The 26370-nt window shown below is 75.6% G+C and carries 21 protein-coding genes and 1 pseudogene; 9 read left to right on the plus strand and 13 right to left on the minus strand.

Features of this window, described 5'->3' with window-relative positions; translation table 11 throughout:
- Positions 1-15 precede the first annotated feature (15 nt).
- The 3 genes from Ae505Ps2_RS04065 to Ae505Ps2_RS04075 all read left to right on the plus strand — a co-directional run bounded on the left by Ae505Ps2_RS04065 (position 16) and on the right by Ae505Ps2_RS04075 (position 2999).
- A complete protein-coding gene (locus tag Ae505Ps2_RS04065; RefSeq protein ID WP_233147671.1) occupies positions 16-840 on the plus strand; it encodes a glutaminyl-peptide cyclotransferase in 825 nt (274 codons plus the stop codon).
- Positions 841-916: 76 nt separating this feature from the next.
- Positions 917-2446 (plus strand): MFS transporter, encoded by a 1530-nt coding sequence (locus Ae505Ps2_RS04070; protein ID WP_075309932.1) that lies wholly within the window; start codon positions 917-919, stop codon positions 2444-2446.
- Between the two features lie 43 nt (positions 2447-2489).
- Positions 2490-2999 carry a DUF2771 family protein gene (locus tag Ae505Ps2_RS04075; protein ID WP_075309930.1) on the plus strand — a complete coding sequence of 170 codons (510 nt, stop codon included), beginning with the start codon at positions 2490-2492 and terminating at the stop codon, positions 2997-2999.
- A 40-nt stretch (positions 3000-3039) separates the two neighbouring features.
- On the opposite strand, the gene Ae505Ps2_RS04080 is transcribed toward Ae505Ps2_RS04075, so the two are convergent.
- From Ae505Ps2_RS04080 to Ae505Ps2_RS04095, 4 genes are all read right to left on the minus strand, one after another.
- Positions 3040-3963, minus strand: coding sequence for an MsnO8 family LLM class oxidoreductase (locus tag Ae505Ps2_RS04080; RefSeq protein WP_233147672.1), 924 nt, complete (start codon positions 3961-3963; stop codon positions 3040-3042).
- An 88-nt stretch (positions 3964-4051) separates the two neighbouring features.
- Entirely contained in the window at positions 4052-4438 is a 387-nt protein-coding gene (locus Ae505Ps2_RS04085) for a cold-shock protein (protein WP_043281879.1), read from the minus strand.
- A gap of 105 nt (positions 4439-4543) precedes the next feature.
- Entirely contained in the window at positions 4544-6205 is a 1662-nt protein-coding gene (locus tag Ae505Ps2_RS04090; protein WP_233147805.1) for an AMP-binding protein, read from the minus strand.
- Between the two features lie 90 nt (positions 6206-6295).
- On the minus strand, positions 6296-7810 hold the full coding sequence (locus Ae505Ps2_RS04095; RefSeq protein ID WP_249265214.1) for a phospholipase D-like domain-containing protein: 1515 nt from the start codon (positions 7808-7810) through the stop codon (positions 6296-6298).
- Positions 7811-7974: 164 nt separating this feature from the next.
- Here Ae505Ps2_RS04095 and Ae505Ps2_RS04100 point away from each other — a divergent pair, with 164 nt between their 5' ends.
- Complete coding sequence (locus tag Ae505Ps2_RS04100; protein ID WP_075309924.1) at positions 7975-8652, plus strand: hypothetical protein; 678 nt, start codon at positions 7975-7977, stop codon at positions 8650-8652.
- Here Ae505Ps2_RS04100 and Ae505Ps2_RS04105 read toward each other — a convergent pair.
- The 4 genes from Ae505Ps2_RS04105 to Ae505Ps2_RS04120 form a co-directional block, all read right to left on the minus strand.
- Positions 8649-9839 (minus strand): S8 family peptidase, encoded by a 1191-nt coding sequence (locus tag Ae505Ps2_RS04105; RefSeq protein ID WP_084786195.1) that lies wholly within the window; start codon positions 9837-9839, stop codon positions 8649-8651. The genes Ae505Ps2_RS04100 and Ae505Ps2_RS04105 overlap by 4 nt on opposite strands.
- Before the next feature lie 175 nt (positions 9840-10014).
- Positions 10015-11091, minus strand: coding sequence for an ATP-binding cassette domain-containing protein (locus tag Ae505Ps2_RS04110; protein ID WP_170917101.1), 1077 nt, complete (start codon positions 11089-11091; stop codon positions 10015-10017).
- 35 nt (positions 11092-11126) lie between these two features.
- Complete coding sequence (locus Ae505Ps2_RS04115; protein ID WP_075312735.1) at positions 11127-11900, minus strand: ABC transporter permease; 774 nt, start codon at positions 11898-11900, stop codon at positions 11127-11129.
- Between the two features lie 95 nt (positions 11901-11995).
- Positions 11996-12400, minus strand: coding sequence for a helix-turn-helix transcriptional regulator (locus tag Ae505Ps2_RS04120; protein ID WP_020627631.1), 405 nt, complete (start codon positions 12398-12400; stop codon positions 11996-11998).
- 95 nt (positions 12401-12495) lie between these two features.
- Between Ae505Ps2_RS04120 and Ae505Ps2_RS04125 the strand changes: the two genes are divergently transcribed.
- The 3 genes from Ae505Ps2_RS04125 (at position 12496) to Ae505Ps2_RS04135 (ending at position 15265) form a co-directional block, all read left to right on the plus strand.
- The gene (locus Ae505Ps2_RS04125; RefSeq protein ID WP_075309922.1) at positions 12496-13713 is read left to right on the plus strand and encodes an acyl-CoA dehydrogenase family protein; all 1218 of its coding nucleotides are present in this window, start codon (positions 12496-12498) and stop codon (positions 13711-13713) included.
- A 152-nt stretch (positions 13714-13865) separates the two neighbouring features.
- Entirely contained in the window at positions 13866-14990 is a 1125-nt protein-coding gene (gene moaA / locus Ae505Ps2_RS04130; RefSeq protein ID WP_075553420.1) for a GTP 3',8-cyclase MoaA, read from the plus strand.
- Positions 14991-14992: 2 nt separating this feature from the next.
- A complete protein-coding gene (locus Ae505Ps2_RS04135) occupies positions 14993-15265 on the plus strand; it encodes a MoaD/ThiS family protein (RefSeq protein ID WP_043281880.1) in 273 nt (90 codons plus the stop codon).
- 50 nt (positions 15266-15315) lie between these two features.
- Here the strand turns inward: Ae505Ps2_RS04135 and Ae505Ps2_RS04140 are convergent, their stop codons facing one another.
- Entirely contained in the window at positions 15316-15798 is a 483-nt protein-coding gene (locus tag Ae505Ps2_RS04140) for a hypothetical protein (protein WP_075309920.1), read from the minus strand.
- Positions 15799-15902: 104 nt separating this feature from the next.
- Here Ae505Ps2_RS04140 and Ae505Ps2_RS04145 point away from each other — a divergent pair, with 104 nt between their 5' ends.
- A complete protein-coding gene (locus Ae505Ps2_RS04145; protein WP_020627636.1) occupies positions 15903-16613 on the plus strand; it encodes a response regulator transcription factor in 711 nt (236 codons plus the stop codon).
- Entirely contained in the window at positions 16613-17896 is a 1284-nt protein-coding gene (locus Ae505Ps2_RS04150) for a HAMP domain-containing sensor histidine kinase (RefSeq protein WP_075333930.1), read from the plus strand. The genes Ae505Ps2_RS04145 and Ae505Ps2_RS04150 overlap by 1 nt, the downstream gene beginning before the upstream one ends.
- A gap of 87 nt (positions 17897-17983) precedes the next feature.
- On the opposite strand, the gene Ae505Ps2_RS04155 is transcribed toward Ae505Ps2_RS04150, so the two are convergent.
- From Ae505Ps2_RS04155 to Ae505Ps2_RS04170, 4 genes and pseudogenes are all read right to left on the minus strand, one after another.
- Positions 17984-19009, minus strand: a complete 1026-nt coding sequence (locus Ae505Ps2_RS04155; RefSeq protein WP_139320126.1) for a hypothetical protein — start codon at positions 19007-19009, stop codon at positions 17984-17986.
- The gene (locus tag Ae505Ps2_RS04160) at positions 19006-23553 is read right to left on the minus strand and encodes a hypothetical protein (protein ID WP_075553421.1); all 4548 of its coding nucleotides are present in this window, start codon (positions 23551-23553) and stop codon (positions 19006-19008) included. The genes Ae505Ps2_RS04155 and Ae505Ps2_RS04160 overlap by 4 nt, the downstream gene beginning before the upstream one ends.
- 517 nt (positions 23554-24070) lie before the next feature.
- Positions 24071-24781, minus strand: a pseudogene (locus tag Ae505Ps2_RS30140) (hypothetical protein); the annotation flags it as partial.
- Positions 24778-26238, minus strand: a complete 1461-nt coding sequence (locus tag Ae505Ps2_RS04170) for a hypothetical protein (protein WP_075309908.1) — start codon at positions 26236-26238, stop codon at positions 24778-24780. The gene Ae505Ps2_RS04170 and the pseudogene Ae505Ps2_RS30140, both read right to left, overlap by 4 nt.
- Between the last annotated feature and the right edge of the window lie 132 nt (positions 26239-26370).

The following is a 26370-nucleotide window of genomic DNA, read 5'->3' on the forward strand; positions in this document are numbered from 1 at the left end:
GGGCATCCTGGGCGGGTGCCCGCCCGCGCGCTGCTCCGCCGCCCGTCCGTGACGGGCCTGCTCACCCTCCTGCCGGCCCTCGTGCTGGCCCTGGTGGCATGCGGCGCCGCCGCCCCGGCGCCCGGGCTGCCCGCCCCGGGCCCGGTACCGGTGGTCCGCCCGCAGGTCCTGGCCGAGATCCCGCACGACCCGCAGGCGTTCACCCAGGGCCTGGAGCTGCGCGACGGCACGCTCTACGAGGGGACCGGCCGGGTGGGGCGCTCGCAGCTGCGCGCGCTGGACCCGGCGACGGGTGCGGTGCGGGCGGCCAGCCCGCTGCCGCCGGCCTACTTCGGGGAGGGCATCACCGTCGTCGGGGATCGGATCTGGCAGCTGACCTGGCAGGACGGGGTGGCGGTCGAGTGGGACCGCGCGACGCTGCGGCCGCTGCGCGAGGTGCCCGTCGACGGCGAGGGCTGGGGGCTGTGCCTGCTCGGCGACCGGGTGGTGCGCTCGGACGGCGGTGACCGCCTGTTCTTCCACGATCCGGCCGACCTGGCGCCGACCGGCTCGGTGGCCGTCACCCTGGACGGCGTCCCGGTGACCCGGCTCAACGAGCTGGAGTGCGTCGGGGACCGGGTGTGGGCCAACGTCTGGCAGACCGACGACATCGTGCGGATCGACCCGGCGACCGGGGTCGTCGACGCCGTCGTCGACGCGACCGGGCTGCTGCCGGCCGGGCAGCGGGCCGGGGCCGACGTGCTCAACGGCATCGCCCACGTCGACGGCGACGAGTACCTGCTCACCGGCAAGCTGTGGCCGACGACGTTCCGGGTGCGGCTCCCGGTGCCCCCGGCCTGACGCACGCTGCGCCGGCCGGGTGACACCACCCGCCGGGATCGCCTGAACCGTCGGTGCCCGCCTGCACAATGACCGGGTGGCACCGAACCCGTTCCGCAGCCGCCGCCGGGCGGCCGCGTCGAGACGTGGCCGGGATCCGCGCACCACCCCGGTCAGGGCTCCGGCCACGACCCCGATCGCCTCGGACCCGGCGCTGCGCCGCGGGCGCCCCGCCGGTGCCGCCACCGACGAGCTGCCCCGCCCCGGCCCGGCCTCCGTCCCCCGCAGGCCGACGGTCACCCGGGTCGCCGTGCACCGCACCCGCGAGCTGGGCGGGCGCGCGGTCGCGCTGTTCCGGCGCGCCGCGACCGCCGACGGCGCCGACCGGTCCGGGCTGACCGCGCTCACCTACGCCACGATGCTGACCTACGCGCTCGACGCCGCGGTCGCCGTCGCGCTGGCGAACACGCTGTTCTTCGCGGCGGCGACGGCGGAGTCCACCGCGAACGTCGCGCTCTACCTGGCGATCACCGTCGCACCGTTCGCGCTGGTGGCGCCGGTGATCGGTCCCGCGCTGGACCGGTTGCAGCGGGGCAGGCGGATCGCGATGGCGGTGTCCTGCGCCGGGCGCGCGGTGCTCGCCGTGGTGCTGGTGTTCCACCTCGACGACTGGCTGCTCTACCCGGCCGCGCTGGGGATCATGGTGCTGTCCAAGTCGTTCCTGGTGCTCAAGGCGGCCGTGACCCCGCGGGTGCTGCCCTCGACGATCACCCTGGCGACGACGAACTCCCGGCTCACCACGTTCGGGATGGCCGCGGGCGGGGTCGCCGGGGCCGTCGCCGGCGGGGCTGCGCTGGTCGCGGGCGGGGCCGGGCCGCTGTGGTGGACGGCGCTGCTCGGGGTCGCCGGCGCGGTGCTCTGCCTGCGGATCCCCCGGTGGGTCGAGTCGACCGCGGGCGAGGTGACAGCCGCGGTGCCCGCCGCCCGCCCGGGCTCGCGCCGCTCCCGCGTCCCCGCCACCCGGGCGGTGCTCGTCGCGCTGTGGGGCACGAGCACGGTGCGGGTGCTGACCGGGTTCCTCACGCTGTTCGTCGCCTTCGTGGTGAAGGCCGGGGCCGAACGGTCACCCGACGGCGACCCCGCCGGCCAGCTGATGGTGATCGGGATGGTCGGTGCGGCCGCCGGCGTCGGGCTGTTCGTCGGCAACGCGGTGGGCGCGCGCAGCCGCTTCTCCCGGGTCGAGCCGGTGGTGCTGGCCGCGGCCGCGGCGGCGGTACTGGCCGCGGCGACGGTGGCGCTGCTGCCGGGCGTGCCGACGGCGGTGGTCGCGGCGCTGGTCGCGTCCACGGCGAGCGCGCTGGCGAAGGTCTGCCTCGACGCGGTGGTGCAGCGCGACCTGCCCGAGCACGCGCGGGCGTCGGCGTTCGGGCGGTCGGAGACCGTGTTGCAGCTGGCCTGGGTGCTGGGCGGCGCGATCGGGGTGCTCGCCCCGCACGACACGTTCCGCACCGGGTTCGTGATCGTGACCGGGGTGGTGGCGGTGTTCGCGCTGCAGGCCGCCCTGGTGCGCCGCGGCACCTCGCTGGTGCCGGGGCTGGGTCCGCGCCCGGCCGCCGTCGCCCGCTGAGGGCCGGCCCGCCCGCCGGGCCCCGGTCCGTACGCTGGTCGGCGTGATCACCCGCCCCCGACCGCGCCCCCGCCGGTCCGCCGGTGTGCTGGCCGGGACCCTGGCCGCGGCCACCCTCGTCCTCGCCGGGTGCGGTGGCGCGGCCCCGACCGTCACGTTCGACGTCGGCGGCACCGCGCTGGTCGCCGCACCCACCCAGTTCTGCGACACCAGCCTGCAGAACTGCCAGGACGCCCCGAACGCCCGGGTGACCGCGCCGGTCCCGCCCGGGACGGAGGTCCGCATCACGGTGCCCGAGGAGGTCTCCTCCGCGCCCTGGCAGGTCGCCTACGCGTTCACCCGCGGCACCGACCCGACCCCGGTCCAGCAGCGCAGCGCGATCGCCGCGCCGGGCACCCGCACCGACTTCACGCTGTCCCTGCCCGAGCCGGGCGACCGGCTCGTCACCGCGCAGGTGCAGGTGTTCGGGGCGCCGCCGTCGATCGACCCGGAGAGCACCGACATCCAGTTCCCGGTCCGCGCGACCTGGGTCCTGGTCGGCGAGCAGGGCTGAGCGGGCACGGACACCGGTCCCAGCGGCACCGATCCGGGTCTCAGCGGCCCGCGCCGAGCAGCCGGGCCAACGCGGCGTCGGAGTCGGCCTGCGCGTCGCGGTCGTGGGTCGAGGAGAACACCAACAGCTCGTCGGCGCCGGTGCGGGTCACCAGGTCGTCGAGGCGCTCGGCGACCGTGTCCTCGTCGCCGACGACGGAGCGGGCCAGCGCCCGGTCCACGGTCTCCCGCTGGCGCCGGGTCGTCACCCGCCGCGGGTCCGGCGGTTCCAGCGGCGGGAACTCGCCGGTGGTGCGGGCCGCGGCGTGCGCCCACGCCTCGGACAGCGCCAGCTGCGGGTCCCCGACGAGCACGTCGACGGACACCACGAGGTGCGCCGCGTCCCCGGCCCGCTCGCGGTAGTCCGCCAGCGTCGCCGGGTCGTCGAGCACCGGGCCGCCGACGACGACGGGCAGGCCCAGGTCACCGGCCATGGCCAGGCCCGCCCCGGTCGCGAGCAGGAACAGCGGCACGGCGTGCTCCAGCCGCGGCCGGGCGGTGACCGGGCCGCTGCCGTCGAGGTAGGCGCGCAGCTCGTCGAGGGCGGCGCGGAACGCGGCGTCGTCCGCGGCCCCGGCACGCAGGGCACGGCGCACCGGCTCGGTGAACCCGGGCGAGCGCCCGATCCCGAGGTCGATCCGCCCGGGGTGCAGCGCCTCCAGCAACGCGACCTGCTCCGCGACGACGAGCGGCTGGTGGTTGGGCAGCATGATCCCGCCCGAGCCGACCCGGATCCGCGACGTCGCCGCGCCCACCGCGGCCATCAGGACCGGCGGGCTGCCCGACGCGATCCCGGGCACGGCGTGGTGCTCGGCCACCCAGAACCGGTGGTAGCCGAGCTGCTCGGCGCGCACCGCGCGCGCCACCGTCCCGCGGACCGCGGCGGCGTCGGGCTCCCCGGCCCGCGTCCGCGAGCGGTCCAACATCGACAGGCGCACACCCGCCCCAACACCGCCCGCCCCCGCGACCATTCCGCCCCGCCCCGCCCCGCTGCGGCCCGGCGGGGCGGGTGGGTCAGCCGTCCAGGTCGCGGGCCACGGCCCGCACGGCCTCGGCGGCCAGCTTGCAGGTCTTGCGGTCGGGGTAGCGCCCGTGCCGCAGCGCCGGCTGGATCTTGTTCTCCAGCAGCCCCATCATGTCCTCGATGAGGCCGTGCAGCTCCTCGGCCGGGCGGCGGGTGTTCTCCACCGCGGACGCCTGCTTCTCGACGATGCGCACGGACAGCGCCTGCGGACCGCGGCGGCCCTCGGCCATCCCGAACTCGACCCGCTGACCGGACTTGAGCGCCTCCACGCCGGACGGCAGCGCCGCCTTGCGCACGTAGACGTCCTCACCGCCGTCCTGGGAGAGGAACCCGAAGCCCTTCTCCGCGTCGTACCACTTCACCCTGCCGGTGGGCACCGTCGTCCTCGATTCCTGCTTGCTGTGTTGCTGCGTGCACGACAAACGCGCCCGGGCTCCCCGGACGCGCCGTCCCTGATGGTACGCCTGGGAACCCGTCCGGGGTCAGGCGTTTCGGACGTTCGCCGCACCCTCCAGGTCCAGCAGCCCCACCGACTTCTCGCGCATCTCGACCTTGCGGACCTTGCCGGTGACCGTCATCGGGAACTCGTCGACGACGAGCACGTAGCGCGGGATCTTGTAGTGCGCCAGCTTCCCCGTGGCGAACTCGCGCAGCGTGTCGGCGGTCATGGTCGCCGCACCGTCGCGCAGCACCACCCAGGCGCAGAGCTCCTCGCCGTAGCGCTCGTCGGGGACCCCGATGACCTGGGCGTCGACGACGTCGGGGTGGGTGTAGAGGAACTCCTCGATCTCGCGCGGGTACACGTTCTCCCCGCCGCGGATGACCATGTCCTTGATCCGGCCGGTGATGTTGAGGTAGCCCTCGTCGTCCATCACGGCGAGATCGCCGGTGTGCATCCAGCGGGCGCGGTCGATGACCTCGGCGGTCTTCTCCGGCTGCTCCCAGTAGCCCAGCATCACCGAGTAGCCGCGGGTGCACAGCTCGCCGGGCTCGCCGCGCGGCAGTGTCCGGCCCGTCTCCGGGTCGACGACCTTGACCTCCAGGTGCGGGTGCACCCGCCCGACCGTGGACACCCGCCGTTCGAGGGTGTCGTCGGCGCGGGTCTGGGTCGACACCGGGCTGGTCTCGGTCATGCCGTAGGCGATGGTCACCTCGGTCATGCCCATCCGGTCGACGACCTGCTTCATCACCTCGACCGGGCACGGCGAGCCGGCCATGATCCCGGTGCGCAGGGTGGACAGGTCGTAGGAGCCGAAGTCCGGGTCGTTGAGCTCGGCGATGAACATCGTCGGCACCCCGTAGAGCGAGGTGCAGCGCTCCTGCTGCACGGCGTGCAGGGTCGCCTTCGGGTCGAAGCCCTGCGCCGGGACGACCATCGTCGCGCCGCTGGTGGAGCAGGCGAGGTTGCCCATGACCATGCCGAAGCAGTGGTAGAAGGGCACCGGGATGGCGACCCGGTCGGCCTCGGTGTAGCCGCAGGTCCGGCCGACGTAGTAGCCGTTGTTGAGGATGTTGTGGTGCGACAGCGTCGCGCCCTTCGGGAACCCGGTCGTCCCGGACGTGTACTGGATGTTGATCGGGTCGTCGGCCGTCAGCGACGCCTGGACCTGCGCCAGCTCGTCGCGGCGGGAGGCGTCGCCCGCGGCCAACGCGTCCCACTCGGGCGATCCGGTGATCACGACCTGCGTCAGCTCGGGGCAGTCCGGCCGGACCTCGGCGATCATCTTCTCGTAGTCGGAGGTCTTGAACGACGACGCTGACACCAGCGTCGAGATCCCGGCCTGCTTGAGCACGAACTCCAGCTCGTGGGTCCGGTAGGACGGGTTGATGTTGACCAGGACGACGCCGATCTTGGCCGTCGCGAACTGGGTCAGCGTCCACTCCGCGGTGTTCGGCGACCAGATCCCGAGCCGGTCCCCCACGGTGAGCCCGGTCGCGAGCAGGCCGGTGGCCAGGTCGTCGACGGCGGCCCGCAGCTCGCGGTAGGTCCAGCGGCGCCCGGTCTGCACCTCGACGAGCGCGTCGTTGTCCGGGACCCGGGCGACCGTGCGGTCGAGGTTGTCGCCGATGGTGTCGCCGAGCAGCGGGGTGTCCGAGATCCCGGACGCATAGGACGGGACGGCGGGGGTTCCGGCGGGGATCACGACGTCGTACTCCTCGGGTGGCTCAGTGCTGGTCGTCACATCCTCACCCCGGACGACGCGGTTGCCAACACCCGTCGGCATCACGCGACGTCACGACGAGGACAGGCGGCGCCTCCCGGACTCGGCGACCTTCGCCGCCCCGCGCCGTGCCCCGTGGGCCGCGCGGCGCAGCGGCCGCGGGGAGGGCTCGGGCCAGGGCCCGACCGGCACCAGTACCCGTTCGGCCGGGGCGAACCCGGCGGGGTAGCCGGGCACCCGCCAGGTCCCGGCCGGCGCGTCCGGCGGCAGCCACTCCGGCCGCCACATGCCCAGGGCGAGGTCCAGGTCGGCCAGCCGGGGGGCGAGCTCGTCGGTCAGCTCGGTGCGCAGGTGCTCGGCCCACAGCCGTACCCGCAGGTCACGCACCTGGTGGCCGGAGGTGACGAACGCCGTCGACAGCTCGGTGTCGGTGCCGCGCATCGAGCGGGAGAAGAAGTTGGCCGACCCGATGGAGGCGAAGACGTCGTCGACCAGCGCGAGCTTGGTGTGGACGGTGAGGTCCTCGATCCGGTGCATGATCACGTTGCCGCGGTCGCCCGGGGCGAGCTGGTCGATCACGCCGCGCTGGACGTCGCCGGTGACGCGGCGGCGGAACTTGTTCACCCCGGCGTCGACCGGGTCCTTGCGTCCCGAGCAGACGAGCACGACCTTCACCCCGCGGGCGGCGGCGTCGCGCAGCAGCCCGTAGAGCCGGAACGCCCGTCGCCCGCCCGGGACCTCGAAGAAGTACTGGTCCTCCAGGTAGACGTAGCGCCGGGCGCCGCGGATCGCCGCGGACAGCGTGTGGAAGACCTCCTGCACGCCGTGCCGCGGGAGCACCGTCCAGTGCCGCCGGTAGAGCATCCCGAAGTGGTCGATCTTCCACGGCCGCAGCGAGCGCAGGACCTGCACCGCGGTGCCCGGGGAGGGGTACGGCGGGGCCGGCGGCGACGGCGGCAGGTCGGCGACGAACGGCTCGGGGTTCATCGGCTCCCAGTCGGTGGGGCCGACCATGAACCGGCGCGGCGGGAGCGTGGCGGCCTCGGTCCACCGGCCGCGGTAGACCTCCCACACCCGGGCGGCACCGGGCCCGCGCAGCGCGGCGGCACCGTCGTGCCAGCCCCAGCGCTCCTCGCCGATGGACAGCCGGTCGTGCGGCTCGGCGTCGAACCGGTTGGCGGACAAATCCAGCCCGCCGACGAACGCCGTCAGCTCGCCGCCGACGTGGGTGAGCACCACCTTCTGGTGGTGGCAGCCGATCCCGGAGCCCGACCAGTCGAGCAGCACCCGTCCGGCCAGCTGCGGGCGGCGGCGCAGCTCCAGCGCGGCGAACGCGTTCGCCCGGAACGGCCCGATCGCCACCCCGGGCACCGAGCCGGAGAACACCGCCGCGGTGAGCAGCACGCGCAGGTCGACCCCGGCGTCGACGAGGCGCGCGAAGCGGTCGGCGAGCGCTTCGTAGCCCTCCTCGTCCGGAGCCAGGCCGCGCAGGTCCATGTCGGGTTCGAGGTTCAGGCCGGTGACCAGCACCGTGTCGCCGGGCCCCGCCCGGTCGAACAGGTCCCGCAGCCGGGCGAAGTAGTCCACGCCGTCGACGATCGGCTCCCACTCGGTGTCCTCGACGAACGTGGGGCACTCGGCGGTGGCGGGGGCGAGGTAGCGACGAGCGAGGGACGCGAGGTCGGCGGGGGCGTGCCGGGCATGCGCCGGACGCTATCGGGGTCACCGGGGGTCGCGCCTATCCTGCGGACATGGCACGCCCTGGCACGGTCGACCGGGTCTCCGCAGCGATCTCGGCGGCGGGGGCGGTGGTGGTCGGCGGCTGGTTCGTCGTGGCCGGCGTGCAGGCCGGGCGGGCGATCCCGTTCGTGGCGGCCGCGGTGGCCGTCACGGTGTTCGGGTTCCTGGCCCGGCGGTCGTGGCGGCTCGCGCGACAGGCCGAGTTCGCGCCCGCGGTGCCGGCGACGGAGGTCGTGGTACCCGGCGCGGGTGGGGCGGCCTCGACGCTGCCGGACGCGGTGCGGGTGGTGCCCGCGCTGTCGGCGGAGGGCCGGGAGCGGCTGGACCGGGTGGTGGACGTACTGGTCGCGGCCGCGGTGCTGCCGGCCGGGGTGGTGGACCCGGACCGGATCGCGGCGTCGGTCGCCGACCGGGGCGAGCCGGTGACCAGCGGGACCGTGCTCGACGCACTCGACGAGGCGGGCCCGGACGGCTGGGACGGGTTGCTGGACCGCCGTCCGGCGCGGGACGGCGCGCCCGACCTCTCCGGAAACCGCGGACCTCGCCTCGCGTGGCTGTGGACCGACCGGACGGTGTGGGTCGCGGCCCCGTCGAACGACCCGGCCGAGCTGAACGACCTGCTCGACCAGCCCGCGTACGAGCTGTGGGAGTGGGCCGACGAGGCCCGGATCGACGGGGCCCGGAGCTAGAGCCCGCCGGTCTGCAGCAGCCGGTTCGGGGTGCCGCCGGTGTCGCCGCCGTCGATCTTCCCCGGGACCGCGTTGTCGACGATCCACTTCTTGACGGTGGTGGCCGGGGCGTCCCCGCGGGCCTGCTTGTAGAGCGCCGCGACACCGGCCGCGAACGGCGCGGCCATCGAGGTCCCGCTGTAGGAGGCGGTGCCGCCACCGGGGACCGGCGCGACGATCCGGGTGCCCGGCGCGTAGAGCGCGACACAGCGGCCGGTCGAGGAGTTCGAGGCGCGCTTGTCGTCGATCGTCGAGTTCGCGACGACCAGCACGTCGTCGATCGCGCGGGGCAGCGCGGTGCAGTCGTCGCCGCCGGTGTTGCCCGCCGAGGACGCCGCGAACACCCCGGAGTCGATCATGCGCTGGACGGCCTGCTGGAGCATCGGCGAGCCGCCGTAGCTCCACGACATCACCGCGACCGCGGGGCCGCGCTTGTTCTTCGACACCCAGTCCAGACCGGCGATCAGCGACGACAGCGTCCCGGTGCCGTTGCAGTCGAGCACCTTCACCGCGCGCACGTTCGCGCCCGGTGCCACGCCGTAGTCCGTCGACGCGGCGATCCCCGCGACGACCGTGCCGTGCCCGTCGCAGTCGGTGTCGGTCCGGTCGATGGTGTTGAGCTCGAGCTTCGCCCGGCCGCCGAACTGCGGGTGGCTCGCGTCGACACCGGTGTCGAGGACGAAGACGGCCACCCCGGCGCCGGTCGCGGTGTGCCGGTACTGCCCGTCCAACGGCAGGTTCGGCTGGTCGATGCGGTCGAGCCCCCAGTTGCCCGGCGCCTGCTCGGCAGTGGCGAGCGGGACGACCGGCGCGTCCTGGTGGACGGCCTGCGGGTCGAGCGGGGAGATCGTGCGGTCCTCCTCCACCCCGACGACGCCGGGCCGGTCGCGCAGCTCGGTCGCCTGGGCGGGGGTGAGGTCCGCGGCGAAGCCGTGCACCACGCTGTCGAAGGTGGCCGTGGGTTCGACGCCGACGGACTCGGCGGCGGCCCGGGTCTGTCCGTCGGTCGCCGTCTGCACCAGGTATCCGGCAGGCGCCGACGCCGCCGTCTCGGTGGCGGACGCCGTCGGTGCGAGAGGAACACCGAGCGCGACCGCCAGGACACCGGCAGTGACCAGTCGGGCGGCGCGGGGACGCAGGGGACTCACAGACAGCGACGGTATGCGCCTGTGACGCCTGATGCGAGAGACACGATGGTGGTCCGGGTGACACATGGGACCACCCGGGTGACGGAGTGTTTCGGCACCGGGGGTGCCGGGCACGCCTGCCGACCGGGGTCCGGCAGGGCGCCGAGCTGCGCGATCAGCGGATCGGTCGCTGCTCTCAGGCGTGCCGGCCGTGCACGGCGACCTCGGTCGCCTTCACCGCGAACCACACCTCGTGACCGGGTTCGACACCCAGTTCGGCGACGGCGGCCGGGGTGACGTCGGCGGCCAGCCCGGCCACCCAGTCCGGCCCCCCGGCGACCGGTGCGGCCCGCAGCCGCACGGTGTCCCCGCGCGGCTCCAGCGCGGCGATCCGGACCGGGAAGACGTTGCGCGGACTGCCCCCGGGCCTGCTGCCGTGCACCGCCACCGCCGACGGCGGGAACACCGCGACCGCGGGCTCGCCCGCGGTGACCTCGACCGCGCGGCCCTGGATCTCGGTCCCGTCGGCGGTGCGCACCCCCGAGCCCTCGGCGGTGCCCGGCACCAGGTCCAGCCCCGCGATCCGGGCGGAGAACGCGCTCCGCGGACGGGCCAGGACGTCCCGGGCGGGACCGGACTCGACGATCCGGCCCCGGTCCAGCACGACGACGCGGTCGGCGAGCACGAGCGCGTCGAGCGCGTCGTGGGTGACCAGCAGGGCGGTCTGCTTGCCGTCGGCGATGACCCGGCGCAGCAGGGTGCGCATGGCGGGGGTGGCGTCGACGTCGAGAGCGGCGAGCGGCTCGTCGAGCAGCAGCAGCCCCGGGCGGGGGGCCAGCGCACGGGCCAGCGCGACCCGCTGCTGCTGCCCGCCGGAGAGCTGCGCGGGCCGGCGAGCGGCGAGCCCGCCGACACCGACGGCGTCGAGCAGGTCACGGGCCCGGGACTCGGCCGCGGCACGGGGCGTGCCCTGGGCCCGCGGCCCGAACGCGACGTTCGCCAGCGCCGACAGGTGCGGGAACAGCAGCGGTTCCTGGGCCAGCAGCCCGACGCCGCGCCGGTGCGGCGGCACGAAGGTCCCGTCGGCGGTGTCGAGCAGCGTCCGGCCGTCGACGCGCAGGTGCCCGGCGTCCGGACGCAGCAGCCCGGACAGGATGCCGAGCATCGTGGACTTGCCCGCCCCGTTCGGGCCGAGCACCGCGAGCACCTCGCCCGCGGCGACCGACAGCTCCAGGTCCAGGGCGAACCCGTCCCGGTCCAGCCGCGCCCTCATGTCCACACCGGGCTCCACCGTGTCGCCGCCGCTGCTCATCCGCGGCCGTCCAGACCCCGCGGTCGCCCGACGACGATCACCACCAGCGACACGACCACCAGCAGCAGCGACAGCGCGACGGCCCCCGCGACGTCGGTCTCGCCCTGCAGGTAGACCAGCAGCGGCAGGGTCCGGGTGGTGCCCTCCAGACTGCCGGCGAACGCGATCGTCGCACCGAACTCACCCATGCAGCGGGCGAAGGCCAGGACCAGCCCGGACGCCAGGCCGGGCAGCACCAGCGGCACGGTGACCCGGCGGAACGCCAGCCCCGGCGACGCGCCGAGGGTGGCCGCCGTCGCCTCGTAGCGCTCCCCCGCGGTCCGCAGCGCACCCTCCAGCGACACGATCAGGAACGGCATCGCGACGAAGGTCTGGGCCAGGACCACGGCGGCCGTCGAGAACGGGATGAAGATCCCGAACGCGGTGTCCAGACCCTGCCCGACCAGGCCGTTGGCGCCGAGCAGGAACAGCAGCGAGAGTCCGCCGACGACCGGCGGCAGCACCAGCGGGAGCAGCACGACCGAGCGGATCCCGCGCATCAGGCGGGGCAGCCGGTTGATCCGGCCGCGGGCCAGGACCACCGCGAGCGGCCCGCCGAGCAGCAGGCACAGCGTCGTGGAGATCGCCGCGGTCAGCAGCGACAGGCGCAGCGCCGACAGCGCGGCCTCGCTGGTGAGCAGACGGGGGGTCTCGGCCCAGTCGGCCTCCCAGAGCAGGCCGAGCACGGGCAGCGCGATCACGGCGAAGCCGATGCCGGCCGGGATCCACATCCAGACCGGCAGGCCGACGCCGGTGCCGTGGCGGTCGGCTGCGCCCTCGCGTCGCCGGGTCGGGGCCGGCGCGGCGGCGGTGCCGGCCCCCGGGATCACAGGTGTCCGCCCGGCGTCTCCACCACCACGTTCGTCGACTTGATCACCGCCACGGCGAGCGCACCGGGCTCGAGACCGAGCTCGCGCACGGCCTCGCTGCTCATCAGCGACACCACGCGGTGCGGCCCGCACTGCATCTCCACCTGGGCCATCACCGTGTCGGCCAGCACCGAGGTGACCAGACCGACCATCCGGTTGCGGGCCGAGCGCTGCACCACCGAGGGGTCCGGCGGGGCGGTCGCGTGGTCGCGGGCGAACGCGGCGAGCGCGGCACCGTCGATGACCTTGCGGTTCGACGCGTCGGCCTGCACCGGCAGCGTCCCCGCGTCCACCCAGCGGCGGACGGTGTCGTCGCTGACGCCGAGCAGTCGGGCGGCCTCGGAGATCCTGAAGTGCGGCACGGTCGCGATACTAGGGTCGCGCCTGCGGCGAGGCCACGGCGGACCGTCGACGCACGACCTGCCACCCGACGACGGCGTGTGGTCTGATCCTCGGCGTGGACTTCGCACCCAGCGCCGTGGCCGCCGACTACACCGGGCGCATGCGCGCCTTCCTCGACGAGCGCATCCTGCCGTCCGAGGCCGCCTACGACGCCTTCCGTGCGCAGCGGCGCGGCACGCCGCAGGAGTGGGACCTGCCACCGGTGGTGGAGGAGCTGAAGGCCGAGGCCCGCGAGCGGGGCCTGTGGAACCTGTTCCTGCCCGACGTCTCGGGCCTGTCCAACGTGGACTACGCCGCGGTGGCCGAGGTGTCCGGCTGGTCTCCGGTGATCGCCCCCGAGGTCATCAACTGCCAGGCCCCCGACACCGGGAACATGGAGACCCTGCACCTGTTCGGCACCCCCGCGCAGAAGCAGGAGTGGCTGGAACCGCTGCTGGCGGGCGAGATCCGCTCGGCGTTCGCGATGACCGAGCCGGACGTCGCCTCCTCCGACGCCACCAACATCCAGACCCGGATCCGGCGCGACGGCGACGACTACGTCATCGACGGCCGCAAGTGGTGGATCTCCGGTGCCGCCGACGAGCGCTGCCGGATCTTCATCGTCATGGGCAAGACCGCCGCGGACGACGACACCGTGTCGAACCACCGCCGCCAGTCGATGATCCTGGTCCCGCGCGACACGCCGGGCCTCACCATCGAGCGGCACCTGCCGACCTTCGGCTACCAGGACCAGCACGGGCACTCCGAGCTGCGGTTCGACGGCGTGCGGGTGCCCGCGTCGAACCTGCTCGGCGAGGAGGGCGGCGGCTTCGCGATCGCCCAGGCCCGCCTGGGCCCCGGCCGGATCCACCACTGCATGCGGCTGATCGGCATGGCCGAGCGTGCCCTGCACCTGATGACCGAGCGCGCACGGTCCCGGGTGGCCTTCGGCGGGCCGCTGGCCGACCAGGGCGTGGTGCGCGAGCAGATCGCGCTGTCCCGGATGGAGATCGAGCAGGCCCGGCTGCTCACCCTGAAGACGGCCTGGCTGATCGACGCGCACGGCGCCAAGGGCGCGGCGACCGAGATCGCCTCGATCAAGGTCGTGGTGCCCCGGATGGCCTGCACGGTGATCGACCGGGCGATGCAGGTGCACGGCGGCGCGGCGATGAGCGACGACACCCCGCTGGCCTACTTCTACGCGTGGGCGCGCGCCCTGCGCTTCGCCGACGGACCGGACGAGGTGCACGTCCGCTCCGTCGCCCGGCAGGAGCTGAAGGCCCACCGGACGTAACTATGTGACTAGTTCTTCGACTAGGTACACGGTGACTAGTTCCGCACCTGCGACGACGTAGCCGCAGCCACGTCCGCGGGTGCGGAATACCGGTCTGAGCTGCGGAAACCCACTCTGGGCGAGCGTCGCCGTCGGCGGCTAGCCTCGGCCCCATGACCACCCAGCTCGGCCTGCCGTCGCTGCGGGGCGGCACGTCCCGGGACCCGTCCCGCCCGGCCGACCCCCGTCTCGTCGACGGGTTCGGACGGGTCGCGACCGACCTGCGGATCTCGCTCACCGACCGCTGCAACCTGCGCTGCACCTACTGCATGCCCGCCGAGGGCCTGGACTGGATGCCTCGCTCCGAGCAGCTGACCGACGCGGAGCTGAACCGGCTGATCGCGCTCGCCGTGCGGGACCTCGGTGTCGAGGAGCTGCGGTTCACCGGCGGCGAGCCGCTGCCGCGCAAGGGCCTGGAGGACATCTTCGCCGCCGCGTCGGCGCTGGAGCCCCGTCCGGACATCTCGCTGACGACCAACGGCATCGGACTCGCCCGTCGTGCCGAGGCCCTCGCGGCGGCCGGGGTGAACCGGCTCAACGTCTCGATGGACACCCTGCGCCCGGAGCGGTTCGCGCAGATCACCCGGCGCGACCGGCTGTCGGACGTCATCGACGGGATGGCCGCCGCGCAGGCCGCGGGCCTGGCCCCGGTGAAGATCAACGCGGTGCTGCTGCGCGGCGTCAACGACGACGAGGCCGCGGACCTGCTGGAGTTCGCGCTGGCCCACGGCTACCAGCTGCGGTTCATCGAGCAGATGCCGCTGGACGCCCAGCACGGCTGGCGTCGCACCGAGATGATCACCGCCGACGAGATCCTGGCGCGGCTCGAGGAGCGCTTCGTGCTCACCCCGTCCGACGAGGACCGCGGCGGGGCACCCGCCGAGAAGTTCGTGGTCGAGAGCAGGCTGGACGGAACGAGCATCGGCACCGAGAGCAGGCTCGACGGAACGAGCATCGGCACCGCCGGGGGCCCGGCCACCGTCGGTGTGATCGCCTCGGTGACCCGCCCGTTCTGCGGGGCCTGCGACCGGACCCGGCTCACCGCCGACGGCCAGGTCCGCACCTGTCTGTTCGCCACCGGCGAGACCGACCTGCGCGCCATGCTCCGCGGCGGCGCGACCGATGCCGAGATCGCCGACGTCTGGCGCGACGCGATGTGGGGCAAGAAGGCCGGCCACGGCATCGACGACCCCGGATTCCTGCAGCCTGCGCGCCCGATGAGCGCGATCGGAGGATGACCATGACTCTGTCCCTGGAGACCAGGACCCTCACCGTCCGGTACTTCGCCGCGGCCAAGGCCGCCGCGGGGACCGGCGAGGAGACCGTGGAGCTCCCCGCCGGCGCGACGGTGGCCGACGCCGTCGCCGCGCTCGGCACCGCGCACGGCCCGGAGCTGGAGCGGGTCCTGCTGCGCTGCAGCTTCCTGCTCGACGAGGTGGCGGTGCGCGACCGCTCCGCCGTGGTGGGCGGGGCGGCCACCCTCGACGTGCTCCCGCCGTTCGCCGGCGGCTGAGCCCGACGCGTCCCGCCGCGGTGTCCCCCGAGGGCGTTCGCCCGGGCCGCTCAGTCCTCGGGGACGGTCGCGACCCGTCCGGTCGGAACCCCGCCGGCGCAGCTCAGGGTGACCCGGACGTCCGGTACGTCGTCGCCGTCGAAGACGACCTCGGCCGGGCCGATGTCCTTGTCGTCCTCGCGCTCCCAGCCCTGCGCGGGGTTGACCGAGACGATCCGCGGGGTCGCGCCGTCGCAGCGGGCCAGGACGTTCCCCGCGGCCCCGGCCTGCACCACCGCGGGCGGGGCCGCCACCGGCGCCGTCGTCGGGGCCGGTACGGGTGCCGGTGCAGCAGGCGCGGTGGGGGTGGCTGCGGCGGTGGCGGAGTGCTGGGCCAGCCGGGCGTCCACCTGCTCGGCGCTCAGCGGCTGTGTCTGGGTGCCCGCGAGGTCGCTGCCGATGCTCCCGACGGCCGTCAGGCCCAGGAGCAGGGCGCCGGCGGCCGCGGCGGTCCAGAGCGCGATCTGCAGGACGGGGCGGGTCGGTCGTTCCACGCGCACAGCATGCCCCGGACCCCGGTTAACGGATCCCTAAACGGGACACAAGCGACGGCTGGGACCCACCGCGGGCGCGGTCACGGCGGATAGGTTCTCCCCCCGTGGCCCAGATCCTGATCGTCGAGGACGACCCCGGCATCCGCGGTGCCCTCATCCGCGGGCTGACCGAGCGGGGGCACGCCGTCGACTCCGCGCCGACCGCGATGGCGGGGTTGGAGCACGCCGTCGGGAAGCGGCCCGACCTCGTGGTGCTCGACCTCGGCCTGCCCGACATGGACGGCACCACCATGCTGCGCATGCTTCGCGGTGCCAGCACGGTGCCGGTGATCGTCGCGACCGCCCGCGACGACGAGACCGAGATCGTCTCCGTGCTCGACGCGGGCGCCGACGACTACCTGGTCAAGCCGTTCGCGGCCGCCCAGCTCGACGCCCGGATCCGGGCGGTGCTGCGCCGGCTCGGCGACGGGGCCGGCGACCCGACGGTCGTCGTCGGCGGGCTGTCGGTGGACCCGCGGTCGCGGCGCGCGGTGCTCGACGGCGCCGAGCTGGAGCTGACCCCGCGCGAGTTCGACCTGCTGCACCACCTCGCCGCCCGCGCCGACCAGGTCGTCGGCAAGCGGGAGCTGATGACCGAGGTGTGGCAGCAGCCCTACGGCGGCGCCGACAAGACCGTCGACGTGCACCTGTCGTGGCTGCGCCGCAAGCTCGGCGAGACCGCGCAGGCCCCGCGCTACCTGCACTCGGTGCGCGGCGTCGGGGTCCGGCTGTCCGCGCCGTCGGCGCCGTCGGGAACCGGGCCGGGCACCGCCTGATGCGGCGGCGCATCCTCGTCCTCGTCGGGGCGACCGTGCTGCTGGTGCTGGTCGCGTTCGCGATCCCGCTCGCGACGCTGATCCGCTCGGTCGCGGAGAGCTCGGCGGTGTCCGCCGCGACCGTCCAGGCCCAGGTGCTGACCCCGGCCGTCGCGGGCGGCGACCGGTCGGTGCTGGCCCCCGCCGTCCAGAACGCCGACGGCCGCGACGCCTCCGACGTGTCGGTGTTCCTGCCCGACGGCACCGTCCTCGGCGCGCCGGCACCGCGCAGCCCGGTGGTCCGGCTGGGGCTGCTCGGGACGAGCGCGTCGACCGAGGCGCCCGGCGGGCGCGAGCTGGTGTTCGCGGTGACCGGTGCCGCCGGCGGCAACGCCGCGATCCGGGTGTTCGTCCCCGACGCCGAGCTCACCCGCGGTGTGACCCGCTCCTGGCTGCTGCTGGGCGGGCTCTCGCTGGTGCTGCTCGCCGGCGGGCTGCTGGTCGCGGACCGGCTGGCCCGCACCCTCGTCGACGCCGCCACCGACCTGTCCGGGGTGTCGGAGCGGCTCGCGGCCGGGGACCTGTCCGCGCGCGCCGACCCCGGTGCCCCGGCCGAGCTCGGCGTCGTTGCGGGGGCGTTGAACGGGCTGGCCGGGCGGATCTCGGAGCTGCTGCGCGAGGAGCGGGAGAACGTCGCGGACCTCGCGCACCGGGTCCGCACCCCACTCACCGCGCTGCGCCTGGACGCCGAGGCCCTGCGCGACCCGGACGACGTCGCCCGCATCTCGGCCGGGGTCGACGGCGTCGCGCGGGCGGTCACCGGCGCGATCGAGCAGGCCCGGCGACGCGGCGGCGGCACGACCCGCAGCACGGACGCGGCGGCCGTCGTCCGGGAGCGGGTGGAGTTCTGGCGGGTGCTGGCCGAGGACACCGACCGCTCGGTGACCCTGCACCTGGCCGACGGCCCGCTGCCCGTGGCCTGCGCGCCGGGTGACCTGGAGGCGTGTGTGGACGCGCTGCTGGGCAACGTGTTCGCGCACACCCCGGACGGGACGGCCTTCGGCGTGGAGCTGACGGCGCGCCCGGGCGGGGGCGCCCGGATCGTCGTGCACGACGACGGTCCCGGCCTGCCACCGGGCACCGACCCCACCTCGCGCGGGGTCAGCGGAGGCGGCTCGACGGGCCTGGGCCTCGACATCGCCCGACGCACCGCCGAACAGGCCGGCGGATCCCTGACCGTGACCTCACCCCCCACCAACGGCCTCCGAGTAGACCTGACCCTCGCCCCACCACCACCCCCCTGACGACGAAGTCACCCGCTCCCACAGGGGGTCGTGCGTCCCACACGGGTTCGGGTCCCGTGTGGGACACCGGAACCCGTGTGGGAGCGCTCAGTCGGGGGCGAGCCCGGCGCGCCAGGTCGGGGTGGCGGCCAGGTGGGTGGCGCCGACGGCTTCCTGGGCCAGGCGTGCACCTGACGCGAACAGGTCGCGGACGGGGCCGCGCAGCGCGGGATCGAGCCACTCGACGTCGGCGTGGTCGACGCTCGACGCGGCCGCCGGACGGCCGTGCTCCAGCAGCGCCCGGTACAGCCCGGTCGCTGGCCACACCGGCGGCAACCCCTCGGCGACGGCCAGCTCGCCCGCGCGGCGCGGGATCCGCAGCCCCGCCGCGTCGAGGTCGCCGAAGTACCGGATCGCGGAGTACCGGACCTCCGACGGCGGGGCCTCCCGCAGCGCGAGCACCGACGCGGTGAACGCGTCCCCGGCGCCCCAGGCGACCCCGCCGACCGCACCCGGCTCGGGTCGCAGCGCCCGGAGCAGCGAGTCCATCGTGTCGGCGTTCTCGACGACGAGCAGCACCGGCCCACCCCCGGGCAGCGGCTCGCGGTGCAGCGGCGGGACGACCCGGCGCGCCCGCAGGATCGCCAGGGAGAGCGCGCCGGGCAGGCGGCCGTCGAACGCCTTCTCGTCGCCGGTGATCTCCAGTGCGCGCTCCCGCAGCGGGACCTCGACCGCCCGCGCCGCGTGCCGGAACAGCCACTCGTTGACCTGCAGCAGCGTCGGCGACGGCCGGGGCAGGTCCGCCGCCCAGGACAGCTCGGCGTGCCACGGGGTGCGGTCCTGCGGCGCCGGGGCCGGGGCGGTACGCAGCAGCCGGACCGAGTTCGGCAGCGGCGGGCTGCCGTCGTCGGCGCGGTCGGTCGGCTCGATCACCCCGGCGGCGGTCAGCTCGGCCAGGACCGCGGCCAGGTTCCGCCGGGTGTCGACGCTGCCGACCATCGTGGGGTCGGCCCGCAGGAAGGCCGCGCGCACCGCCGAGCGCGGGATCCGGGTCCGCCCGGAGGCCCGCAGCAGCTCCGCGAGCCGTTCCGCGACCGGCCCGAGCGCAGCCCCTGCGTCCCCGGGCACGGTCATCCTGCCGATCCCGCGCCGTCGCCTGCGCCGGCGCGGCCTGCCCCGCCGTTGCGTGCGCCGGCGGGGACCACGGCCTCGGGGCGCCGGTAGACCCGCGCCGCGGTGATCCGGCCGCCGGGGGCGTCGGCGTCGGGCACCGACCGGGTGACCCGCTCGTCGACGGACAGGTACTTGCGTCCCGCGCGCAGGTCGGCGTCGTTGCGGAGCCGCACGAGCAGCGGGAACGACGACAGCGCGCCCGCGTCGAACAGCCCGGTCGTGTAGACCAGCTGCACCCCGAGTGCCTGCGCGACGCCGAACTGCAGCTCCAGCAGGTAGCCCGCCGACGCGCGCCCGATCGGGTTGTCGAGGAACAGCACGCCCGCGTGCGCCCGCCTGCCCTGCCCGCGCTGGTGCGCCCGCAGCGCCGCCATCGTGCAGTACAGGACGATCGCCGCGGTCAGCTGCTGCCCGCCGGAGAACACGTCCTTGATCGCGGAGACGCGCAGCCGCTCGGTTCGCAGCACGGCGTCGGGCTTGAGCATCTCGACCCGGACACCCTTCGGCATCGCCGCCCTGACCCCGCGCAGCAGCATGGACATGCCGTCGCGCCGGTCCTTGGCCTTGCCGCCCGCCATGCCGGTCGCGGTGCGGTCGACGACGGCGCCGAGCTCGTGGCGCAGCGCCGCGTCGGGCAGCTCCTCGAACCGGATCCGCAGGAACTGCTGGCCCGACCAGTCGCCGAGGCCCTCGGGCAGCTGGGACAGCCGCTGGGCGAGGCGCACCGTGCGCAGCGCCTCGCCGACCATCCCGGACAGCCGGGTGACGATCCCGGAGCGGTGCCGCTCGATGTTGCCGAGGTCGTCGTCGAGGGACCGCAGCCGCGGGCGCAGCGCCGCGATCCACTCCGCGGCGAGGCCCGGCATCTCCGACCGGTCGACGCCGGCGATGTGACGGTGCACCGGGGAGGTGAGGGTCGCGAACCGCGGGTCCTGCGCGAAGCGGGCGACGGCGTCGACCCCCTCGCGGACCTTCTTCTCGGCCCGCGTCCGCTCCCCCGCCGCGTCCCGGACGGCGTTCTGGTGGCGCTTGAGCGCGGCCTGCGCGGCTTCGACGTCGCCGTCGAACGGCACCCCGGACGGCTCGGGCGTCTCGTCCAACGAGGACACGACCAGCCCGAACCCGCGGGCGAGGTCGGTGGCGGTGCGGTGGGCGTCCTCGGCGGCGGCCCGGGCCCGACGACGGCGTTCCAGCTCCGTGCCCGCCGCGTCCAGGTCCGCCGCGGCGCGGGCGACCAGCTCACGGCCGTGCTCGGCGTCGCGGGGCGCGTCGTAGGGCGCGCAGTCCGCGGAGCGCCCCTCGGCACCGTGGTCGATCGGCCGCTCGCCGCCGGTGAACCGCTCCAGCTCGCGACGGGCGACGGCCAGCTCCGTCGCGGCGTCGGCGCGGCGGCGTTCGGCCTCGTCGTAGGCGGCCCTGGCCTGCTCCGCGGCGGCGCGACGGCTGGCGGCGTCGGCGCCGTCGGGGGTGTGCAGGAACGCCGTCGCGGCCTCGACGACGGTGCGCGGCAGCCCGTCGACGGCGATCCGGCGCTCCCGCGCGTCGGCCTCGGCCCGCTCCAGCGCACCGTGCAGGTCGGTGTCGACGGCGGCCGAGGCGTAGGCGTCGCGGGCCCGCTGGAACTCCTCGCGCAGCTCGGCCAGCGATCCCTCGGGGGCCCCGTCCGGCTCCGCGGTCGGGTCGCCGATCTCCTCGGGGGAGACCGGGAGCGCCGCGGCCTCGTCGCGCAGGGTGGTGCCGATGCCGCGCTGCCGATCGCGGGTCTGCTGGGCGTCGGCGGCCTCGCGAGCGGCGCGGTCGGCGGTGGTCCCGGCGGCGTCGGCCTCCTCGCGGGCCCGCGGGGCGTCGGCCTCCCCGGTGCGGATCCGCTCCTCGTGCGTCGCCCGGCGGGAGAGCTCGGTGCGCAGCGCGGCCAGCGCGTCCGCCCGGCGACGCGTGTCCCCGGCGGTCCGTTCCAGGCCGGGCCGGTCGGCGGCGAGCCGGTCGGCGCGCTCGTCGAGGTCCTCGACCGCGGCGCGGGTCGCCTCGTGCTCGGCGACGGCCGCGGCCCGTGCGGCCTCGGCGATCTCGGCGGCCTCGGTGAGGTCGGCGAGGGTGGGACGACGGTCGCGCAGCGCGGCGAACCGGTCCCGCAGCCTGCGGTCGTCGTCGAGGACGGTCTCCAGCTCGGCGAGCCGGGCGGCGCGCTCGGTGGTCTCGGCGACGAGGCGGACCCGGACCTGCTCGGCGGCCTCCTCGTCGTGCAGGGCCGGGTTGGGCGGCACGACGAAGTCGATCCCGGGCGCCGGGTCGGCGTCGGCGCGCAGCGCGGCGGTGGTGCCGACCGCGACCAGGCAGGCCGGCAGCAGCCGCGCGGAGTCCAGCCGGGTGCGGGCCCGCTCGGCGTCGCGCGCGTCGTTGAGCAGTACTCCGCCGGCCAGGTGCGGCAGCCGCGCCAGCACGGTCTCCCGGTCGGGGGCGGGCAGCTTCGCCAGGTAGCGACGCCCGGACCAGGCCGTGATCCCGGCGGACTCCAGCACCGCGAGGACGTCCTCGATCTCGGGCGGGTCGGGCAGCAGGCCGCCGTCGCCGAGCGCGGCGAGCGCGCGTTCGTCGCGGCGCTGGTCGCCGTGCAGGGTCGTCCGTTCCCGCTCGGCGCCGCGGATCGCGGTGGTCAGGGTGTCGACGACGAGGCCCGCGTCGGTGTCCGGACGGATCTCGTCGAGCCCGAGCAGCTCCGCGGGTCGGGTCTCCCCGGCGAGCGCGACGGCCTCGGCCTCCGCCGCGGATCGTGCGGCCTCGGCGGTCGCGGCGTCGGCGCGGGCGGCGGCCGCCGCGTCCTGTGCCGCGGTGCGGCGGGTCTCGGCGGCCCGGCGCTCCTCGCGGATCGCCGCGGCGGCGGTGTCGGCCTCGGCGAGCGCGGCGGCGCACCGCTCGGCGTCGATCCGGGCAGCCGCCGCCTCGTCCTCGACGTCGGCGGCGGTCGAGCCCGCCTTCAGGTGCCCCGCCTCGACGGCGGCCGCGACCCGGGTCTCGAGCTCGTCGAGGGCCTCGCGGGCGGCGCCGGCCGCGCTCTCGGCACGGGCGGCGTCCGCGGTGCGGGTGACCTGCTCGCGACGGGCGGCCGCCGCGCGCTCCTCGGCGTCGGCGCGGCGGGTCTCCGCGGCGTCCGCGGCGGCGTCGGCCTCCGCGGCGACGCGGGCCAGCGCGGCCGCGAGGGCACGGGCCGCGTCCTGCCGGGCCGCGAGCGCGGGCCGGGACTTCTGCTCCTCCTCCTCGACGCGGGCGCGCAGCCGCGCGGCCTCGGCGGCGGCGACGCGGTGCGCCAGCACCGGTTCGACGGCGTCGCGGGCCATCGACACGGCCGACGCGTCGTCGCGCTCGCGGGTCGCCTCGGCCGCGATCCGCTCCGCGGCCTCGACGGTGAGCACCGCGGTGAGTCTGCGCAGCTCACCGACGGTGTCCTGCAGCCGCTCCGCCGCACGGGCCGCGGACTGCTCGGCCTCGACGGCGCCGGCGGCCTCCTCGGCGGCGGTCACCGAGCGGGCCTCCTCGGCGACCCGGCGGGCCGCGATCCGCGACGCGGTCGCCGCCAGCTCGGCGCGCGCTGCGGTCTCGGTGTCGCGGGCCGCGGTCGCGGTGGCCTCGGCCTCGGCCTCGACCATCGGCTCCAGCCGGGACAGCGTGCCGTCGACGAACTCCCGCTCGGTCTCCAGCTCCTCGCGCTGGGCGAGCCGGTCGGCGTACCCGGCGACGAGCTCGGCGACGTTCTGCGGCTCCGCCGGGTCGAGCACCGCCCGCAGGAGGAAGTCGACGAACGCCTCGTCGGAGGAGAACGAGAACGCCTCGGCGGCCTCGCCCTCGCCGGCGTTCATGGCGCGCTGGTAGCGGAACAGCTCCGGGTCCAGCCCGACGTCGACGAGGTGACGCGTCCAGTCCCGGTGCCCGGTCTCCCAGGCGAGCTCGGCGTCGGGGTACTCGCGGTGCGCGGTCTGCAGACGCTCCCGGAACGCGGCCAGGGTGACCCTGCGGCCGTCGTGGGTGAACGGCAGGTCGTCGAGCCCCATCCCGGGGACCGGCCGGAAGGAGTACCACGCGTCGGCCAGCTTCTCCGGATCGGTGGAGGCGACGTGCCCGCGCCACTCCGACACCTTCCCGGTGACCAGGAGCCGCCCGGTGCCGACGTGCATCCACTCGCAGACGACGTGCGCCACGTCCTCGGCGAGCACGAAGTTCTCCAGCACCGTGGTGCTGGTGGTGCCGACGACCTGACGCCGCCCCGGCAGCAGCACCGAGAAGATCAGCTTGAGCAGGACGGACTTGCCGCCACCGTTCTCCAGGAACAGCACCGACGCCGGCGACGGCCGCCGCGGTGTCGTGCGGTCCAGCGCGTCCGGGGCGAACAGGTCCTCCTGCACGGCGACCTTCACCGGGGCTCCGACGCCCCGCAGGTCGAGCGCGACGTCCTGGTAGCGCGCGGCGGTCGGCCCGCCGGAGAACAGGCGGACGCGGGTCAGCTCATACATCGCGTGCCTCCGTGGGTTCGTCGGTCGCCGGAGGGTCCGCCCGATCCGTCGGGCCGGGCTCGTCCGTCGCGCCGGCATGCGCTGTCGGGCCGGCATCCGTGTCCCCGACCGGGACCCCCTCCTGTGCGGAGTCGCTTACCGGGTAAGCGAGTTCCGCACCGGCACCTCCCGCATCGGCACCTCCCGGTGCGCCATCCGCCACCACTCCGTCTCCCCCGGCACCCTCCCGGCCGAATTCGCTTACCCGGTAAGCGAATTCCTGCGGGACACCCGTTCCGTCGAAGCCGTCGGGATCACCGGCGCCGTCGAGGACACCGGCCCGTTCGGCGCCACCGGCGCGTTCGGGGCCACCGGCGCCGTCGAAGGCACCGGCCGGGCCGCCACCCCGTGCAGCGGGCGACGGTTCGGCGGACTCCGCCGGCCCGGACGGCCCGGCCGTGCCCTCCGCACCGGCGCCCGGCGGGTCGAACACCCCGTCGTGCTCGGTCACCAGGGTCCCGGCGGCGGTCGCGGCGGGCAGGACGTTCAGGGCCAGCAGCTCGTCGAAGGCCCGCTGGGCGGCGAGCTCCCGCACCTGCACCTGGTAGCGCGGCGTCGTCCGGTAGGCGCCCTCCGCCCCGACCGGCACGAGGAAGCCCTGGTCGGCGAGGAACCGCAGGGCCTTGCCGACGATCCCGCGGGTGGTGGACTCCCCGACCCGGCCGTCCTTGGTCGCGGTGGCCTCCGGACGGCGCTGCCAGACCCGCCAGACCTCCTCGAGCTGCGGGGCGTCGGACTCGGGGTCGGCGGGACCCGCGGCACGCTCGTTCAGCACCCGGCAGGCCTCGCGGACGGCGCCGTCGACGAGCTCCACCGAGACCCGGCCGACGTAGGAGTCGTCGCCGAGGTCGTCGGGGCGGGGGAAGGCCAGCGCGGCGACGGCGAGGTGCGCGATGCCGTGCAGGACCTTGTCCGCGCCGCGGTTGGCCAGGGCGGTGCGGCGGGCGTACTCGTCCATCCGGATCTCGAAGACCGAGCCCTCGGTCGCGGCGAGGACGATGCCCGGTCCGGTGTCGACGGCGAGCACGACCAGGCCGAGGCCGGAGGCTACGCGCTGCACGGTCGTGCGGAACTCGTCGTCCTCCCGGTAGCGGCGGACCAGGTCGGCGTAGTCGGGGTCGCGTCCGGGCAGCGCCTTGGGTCGCATGCCGTAGCCGACCAGGCGGGCCGCGGTCTCGGTGTCACTCATGTCTGCGCCGTCCGTCGGTTCGTCTGTCCACCCAGCACACCGGCCCGCGCCAGCAGCAGGTCGGCGCCGCCGAACTCGGGGTCGTCGAGGACCGTCCCGTCGTCGACGGCGACCAGCACCGACGGGTCGCCCTGGGTCCGGGCCGTGGCCACCGCCGTCCCGACGGCGTGCACCGCCCGCAGCGCGACCAGCTGCGGCAGGTCCGCCCCGGCGGCGCGGGCCGCCGCGAGCGCCGCGGACAGCCGCACCGGGTGCTCGATCTCGTCGGGCAGCACGGCGTCGGCGGCAGCCCACGTCTCCACCCCGAACCGCTCGCGCGGCTGCGGGGCGAGCTCCGGCTCGGGCACCTCGGCGCCGAACGGGTCCCGGTCGCTCGGCGGCGTCAGCAACGTCTCGACCAGCCCGCCCAGGCTCGGCACCGACGGGTTGCGCACACCGGCCCCGGCCGCGAAGTAGCCGGTCACCGGGTCGTGCGCCGCCTCGACGGTCAGCGCCAACGACGGCCGCAGGAGCTGCCCGAACACGTCGACGGCGGCCCGCTTCGGCTTCCCGGAGAACTGCTGGCGATCCTGCTCGGCGCGGAACGCGGCCCCCGCCTCCTGCAACCGCGCCTGCAGCTGGGTGTGCCGCTGGATGCAGTCGTCGACGACGGTCACCAGCTCCGCGGCCTGCCGGCGGCGCCCCGGCTCGGTGGCCTCGTCGCGGGCGTCGGCGATGTTCGCCTTGATCATCGTCTCGGCGCGGTAGCGGGACTCGATGTGGGTCAGTGCCTCGTCGAGCAGCTGCGGGACCGCGTCCAGCCAGTCCACCGACCGGACGTCGCGGCGGGTGGCCTCCAGCTTGCGCCGCAACGACTCCGCGTACTGCACGGTCCGGTAGCGGGCCTGCTCGGCCGCCAGCCGGGCGTCGCCGAGACGACCGCGGACGATCAGCGTCTCCAGCTTCGTCTCGGCCGCCTCCTGGGCCGACTCGACGTCGGTGTCCAGCGCCCCGACCAGCACGTTGATCGCCTCGTCCGAGGCACGCAGGTAGATCCCGCCGTCCGGGGCGGCGACCTCGACGAGCAGCTTGAAGTCGAACCGGCGACGCACGTAGTGCCCCTCGTCGTCGGTCGTTCCGTACTCCACGGCGAACCCGCGGTCGATCGACCCCACGTTGATCAGGTTGTCGATCACCCACTGTGCGACGCGGACGTACTCCGACCGCGGGGCCCCCGGCACCTGCGCGCCGACGAACGGCAGCAGCCGCCGGACGACCTCCGCGTGGTCCGCACCGTGGTCGAAGTCCATGGCCAGGGTGACCTGGTCGATCGCCTGCAGCCCGATCTCGGCCATCTGGTAGCCGGTCGCGTCCCAGTCGAGCCGCCCCTTGCGGGCGTCGAGGTCGTGCAGCGGCGCCGTGCAGGCCAGGGCCTTCAGCCGGCGCGCCACTCCCTCGTCCGGGCTGATGGTCGACACCCCGACGACTGTAGTTCGACCGCTCCGGGCCCTAACGCCGCCTTAGGGCTCACGCAGCGCGACCTTGGGGACGGCGACGGCACAGTTCCCACCGTCACCGGGTCGCACCGACCCGGACCAGCCGAAACCCCC

Source organism: Pseudonocardia sp. Ae505_Ps2 (assembly GCF_001932425.1).
Classification (GTDB): domain Bacteria; phylum Actinomycetota; class Actinomycetes; order Mycobacteriales; family Pseudonocardiaceae; genus Pseudonocardia.

What these genes read in the sequence shown, in the direction of transcription:
- Ae505Ps2_RS04080 (WP_233147672.1), bottom strand. Translation starts at nt 3,963, where the DNA reads ATGTTGGACCGCTCGCGGACGCGGGCCGGGGAGCCCGACGCCGCCGCG.
- Ae505Ps2_RS04100 (WP_075309924.1), top strand. Translation starts at nt 7,975, where the DNA reads ATGGCACGCCCTGGCACGGTCGACCGGGTCTCCGCAGCGATCTCGGCG.
- Ae505Ps2_RS04110 (WP_170917101.1), bottom strand. Translation starts at nt 11,091, where the DNA reads ATGAGGGCGCGGCTGGACCGGGACGGGTTCGCCCTGGACCTGGAGCTG.
- Ae505Ps2_RS04115 (WP_075312735.1), bottom strand. Translation starts at nt 11,900, where the DNA reads ATGTGGATCCCGGCCGGCATCGGCTTCGCCGTGATCGCGCTGCCCGTG.
- moaA (WP_075553420.1), top strand. Translation starts at nt 13,866, where the DNA reads ATGACCACCCAGCTCGGCCTGCCGTCGCTGCGGGGCGGCACGTCCCGG.
- Ae505Ps2_RS04135 (WP_043281880.1), top strand. Translation starts at nt 14,993, where the DNA reads ATGACTCTGTCCCTGGAGACCAGGACCCTCACCGTCCGGTACTTCGCC.
- Ae505Ps2_RS04150 (WP_075333930.1), top strand. Translation starts at nt 16,613, where the DNA reads ATGCGGCGGCGCATCCTCGTCCTCGTCGGGGCGACCGTGCTGCTGGTG.
- Ae505Ps2_RS04155 (WP_139320126.1), bottom strand. Translation starts at nt 19,009, where the DNA reads ATGACCGTGCCCGGGGACGCAGGGGCTGCGCTCGGGCCGGTCGCGGAA.
- Ae505Ps2_RS04160 (WP_075553421.1), bottom strand. Translation starts at nt 23,553, where the DNA reads ATGTATGAGCTGACCCGCGTCCGCCTGTTCTCCGGCGGGCCGACCGCC.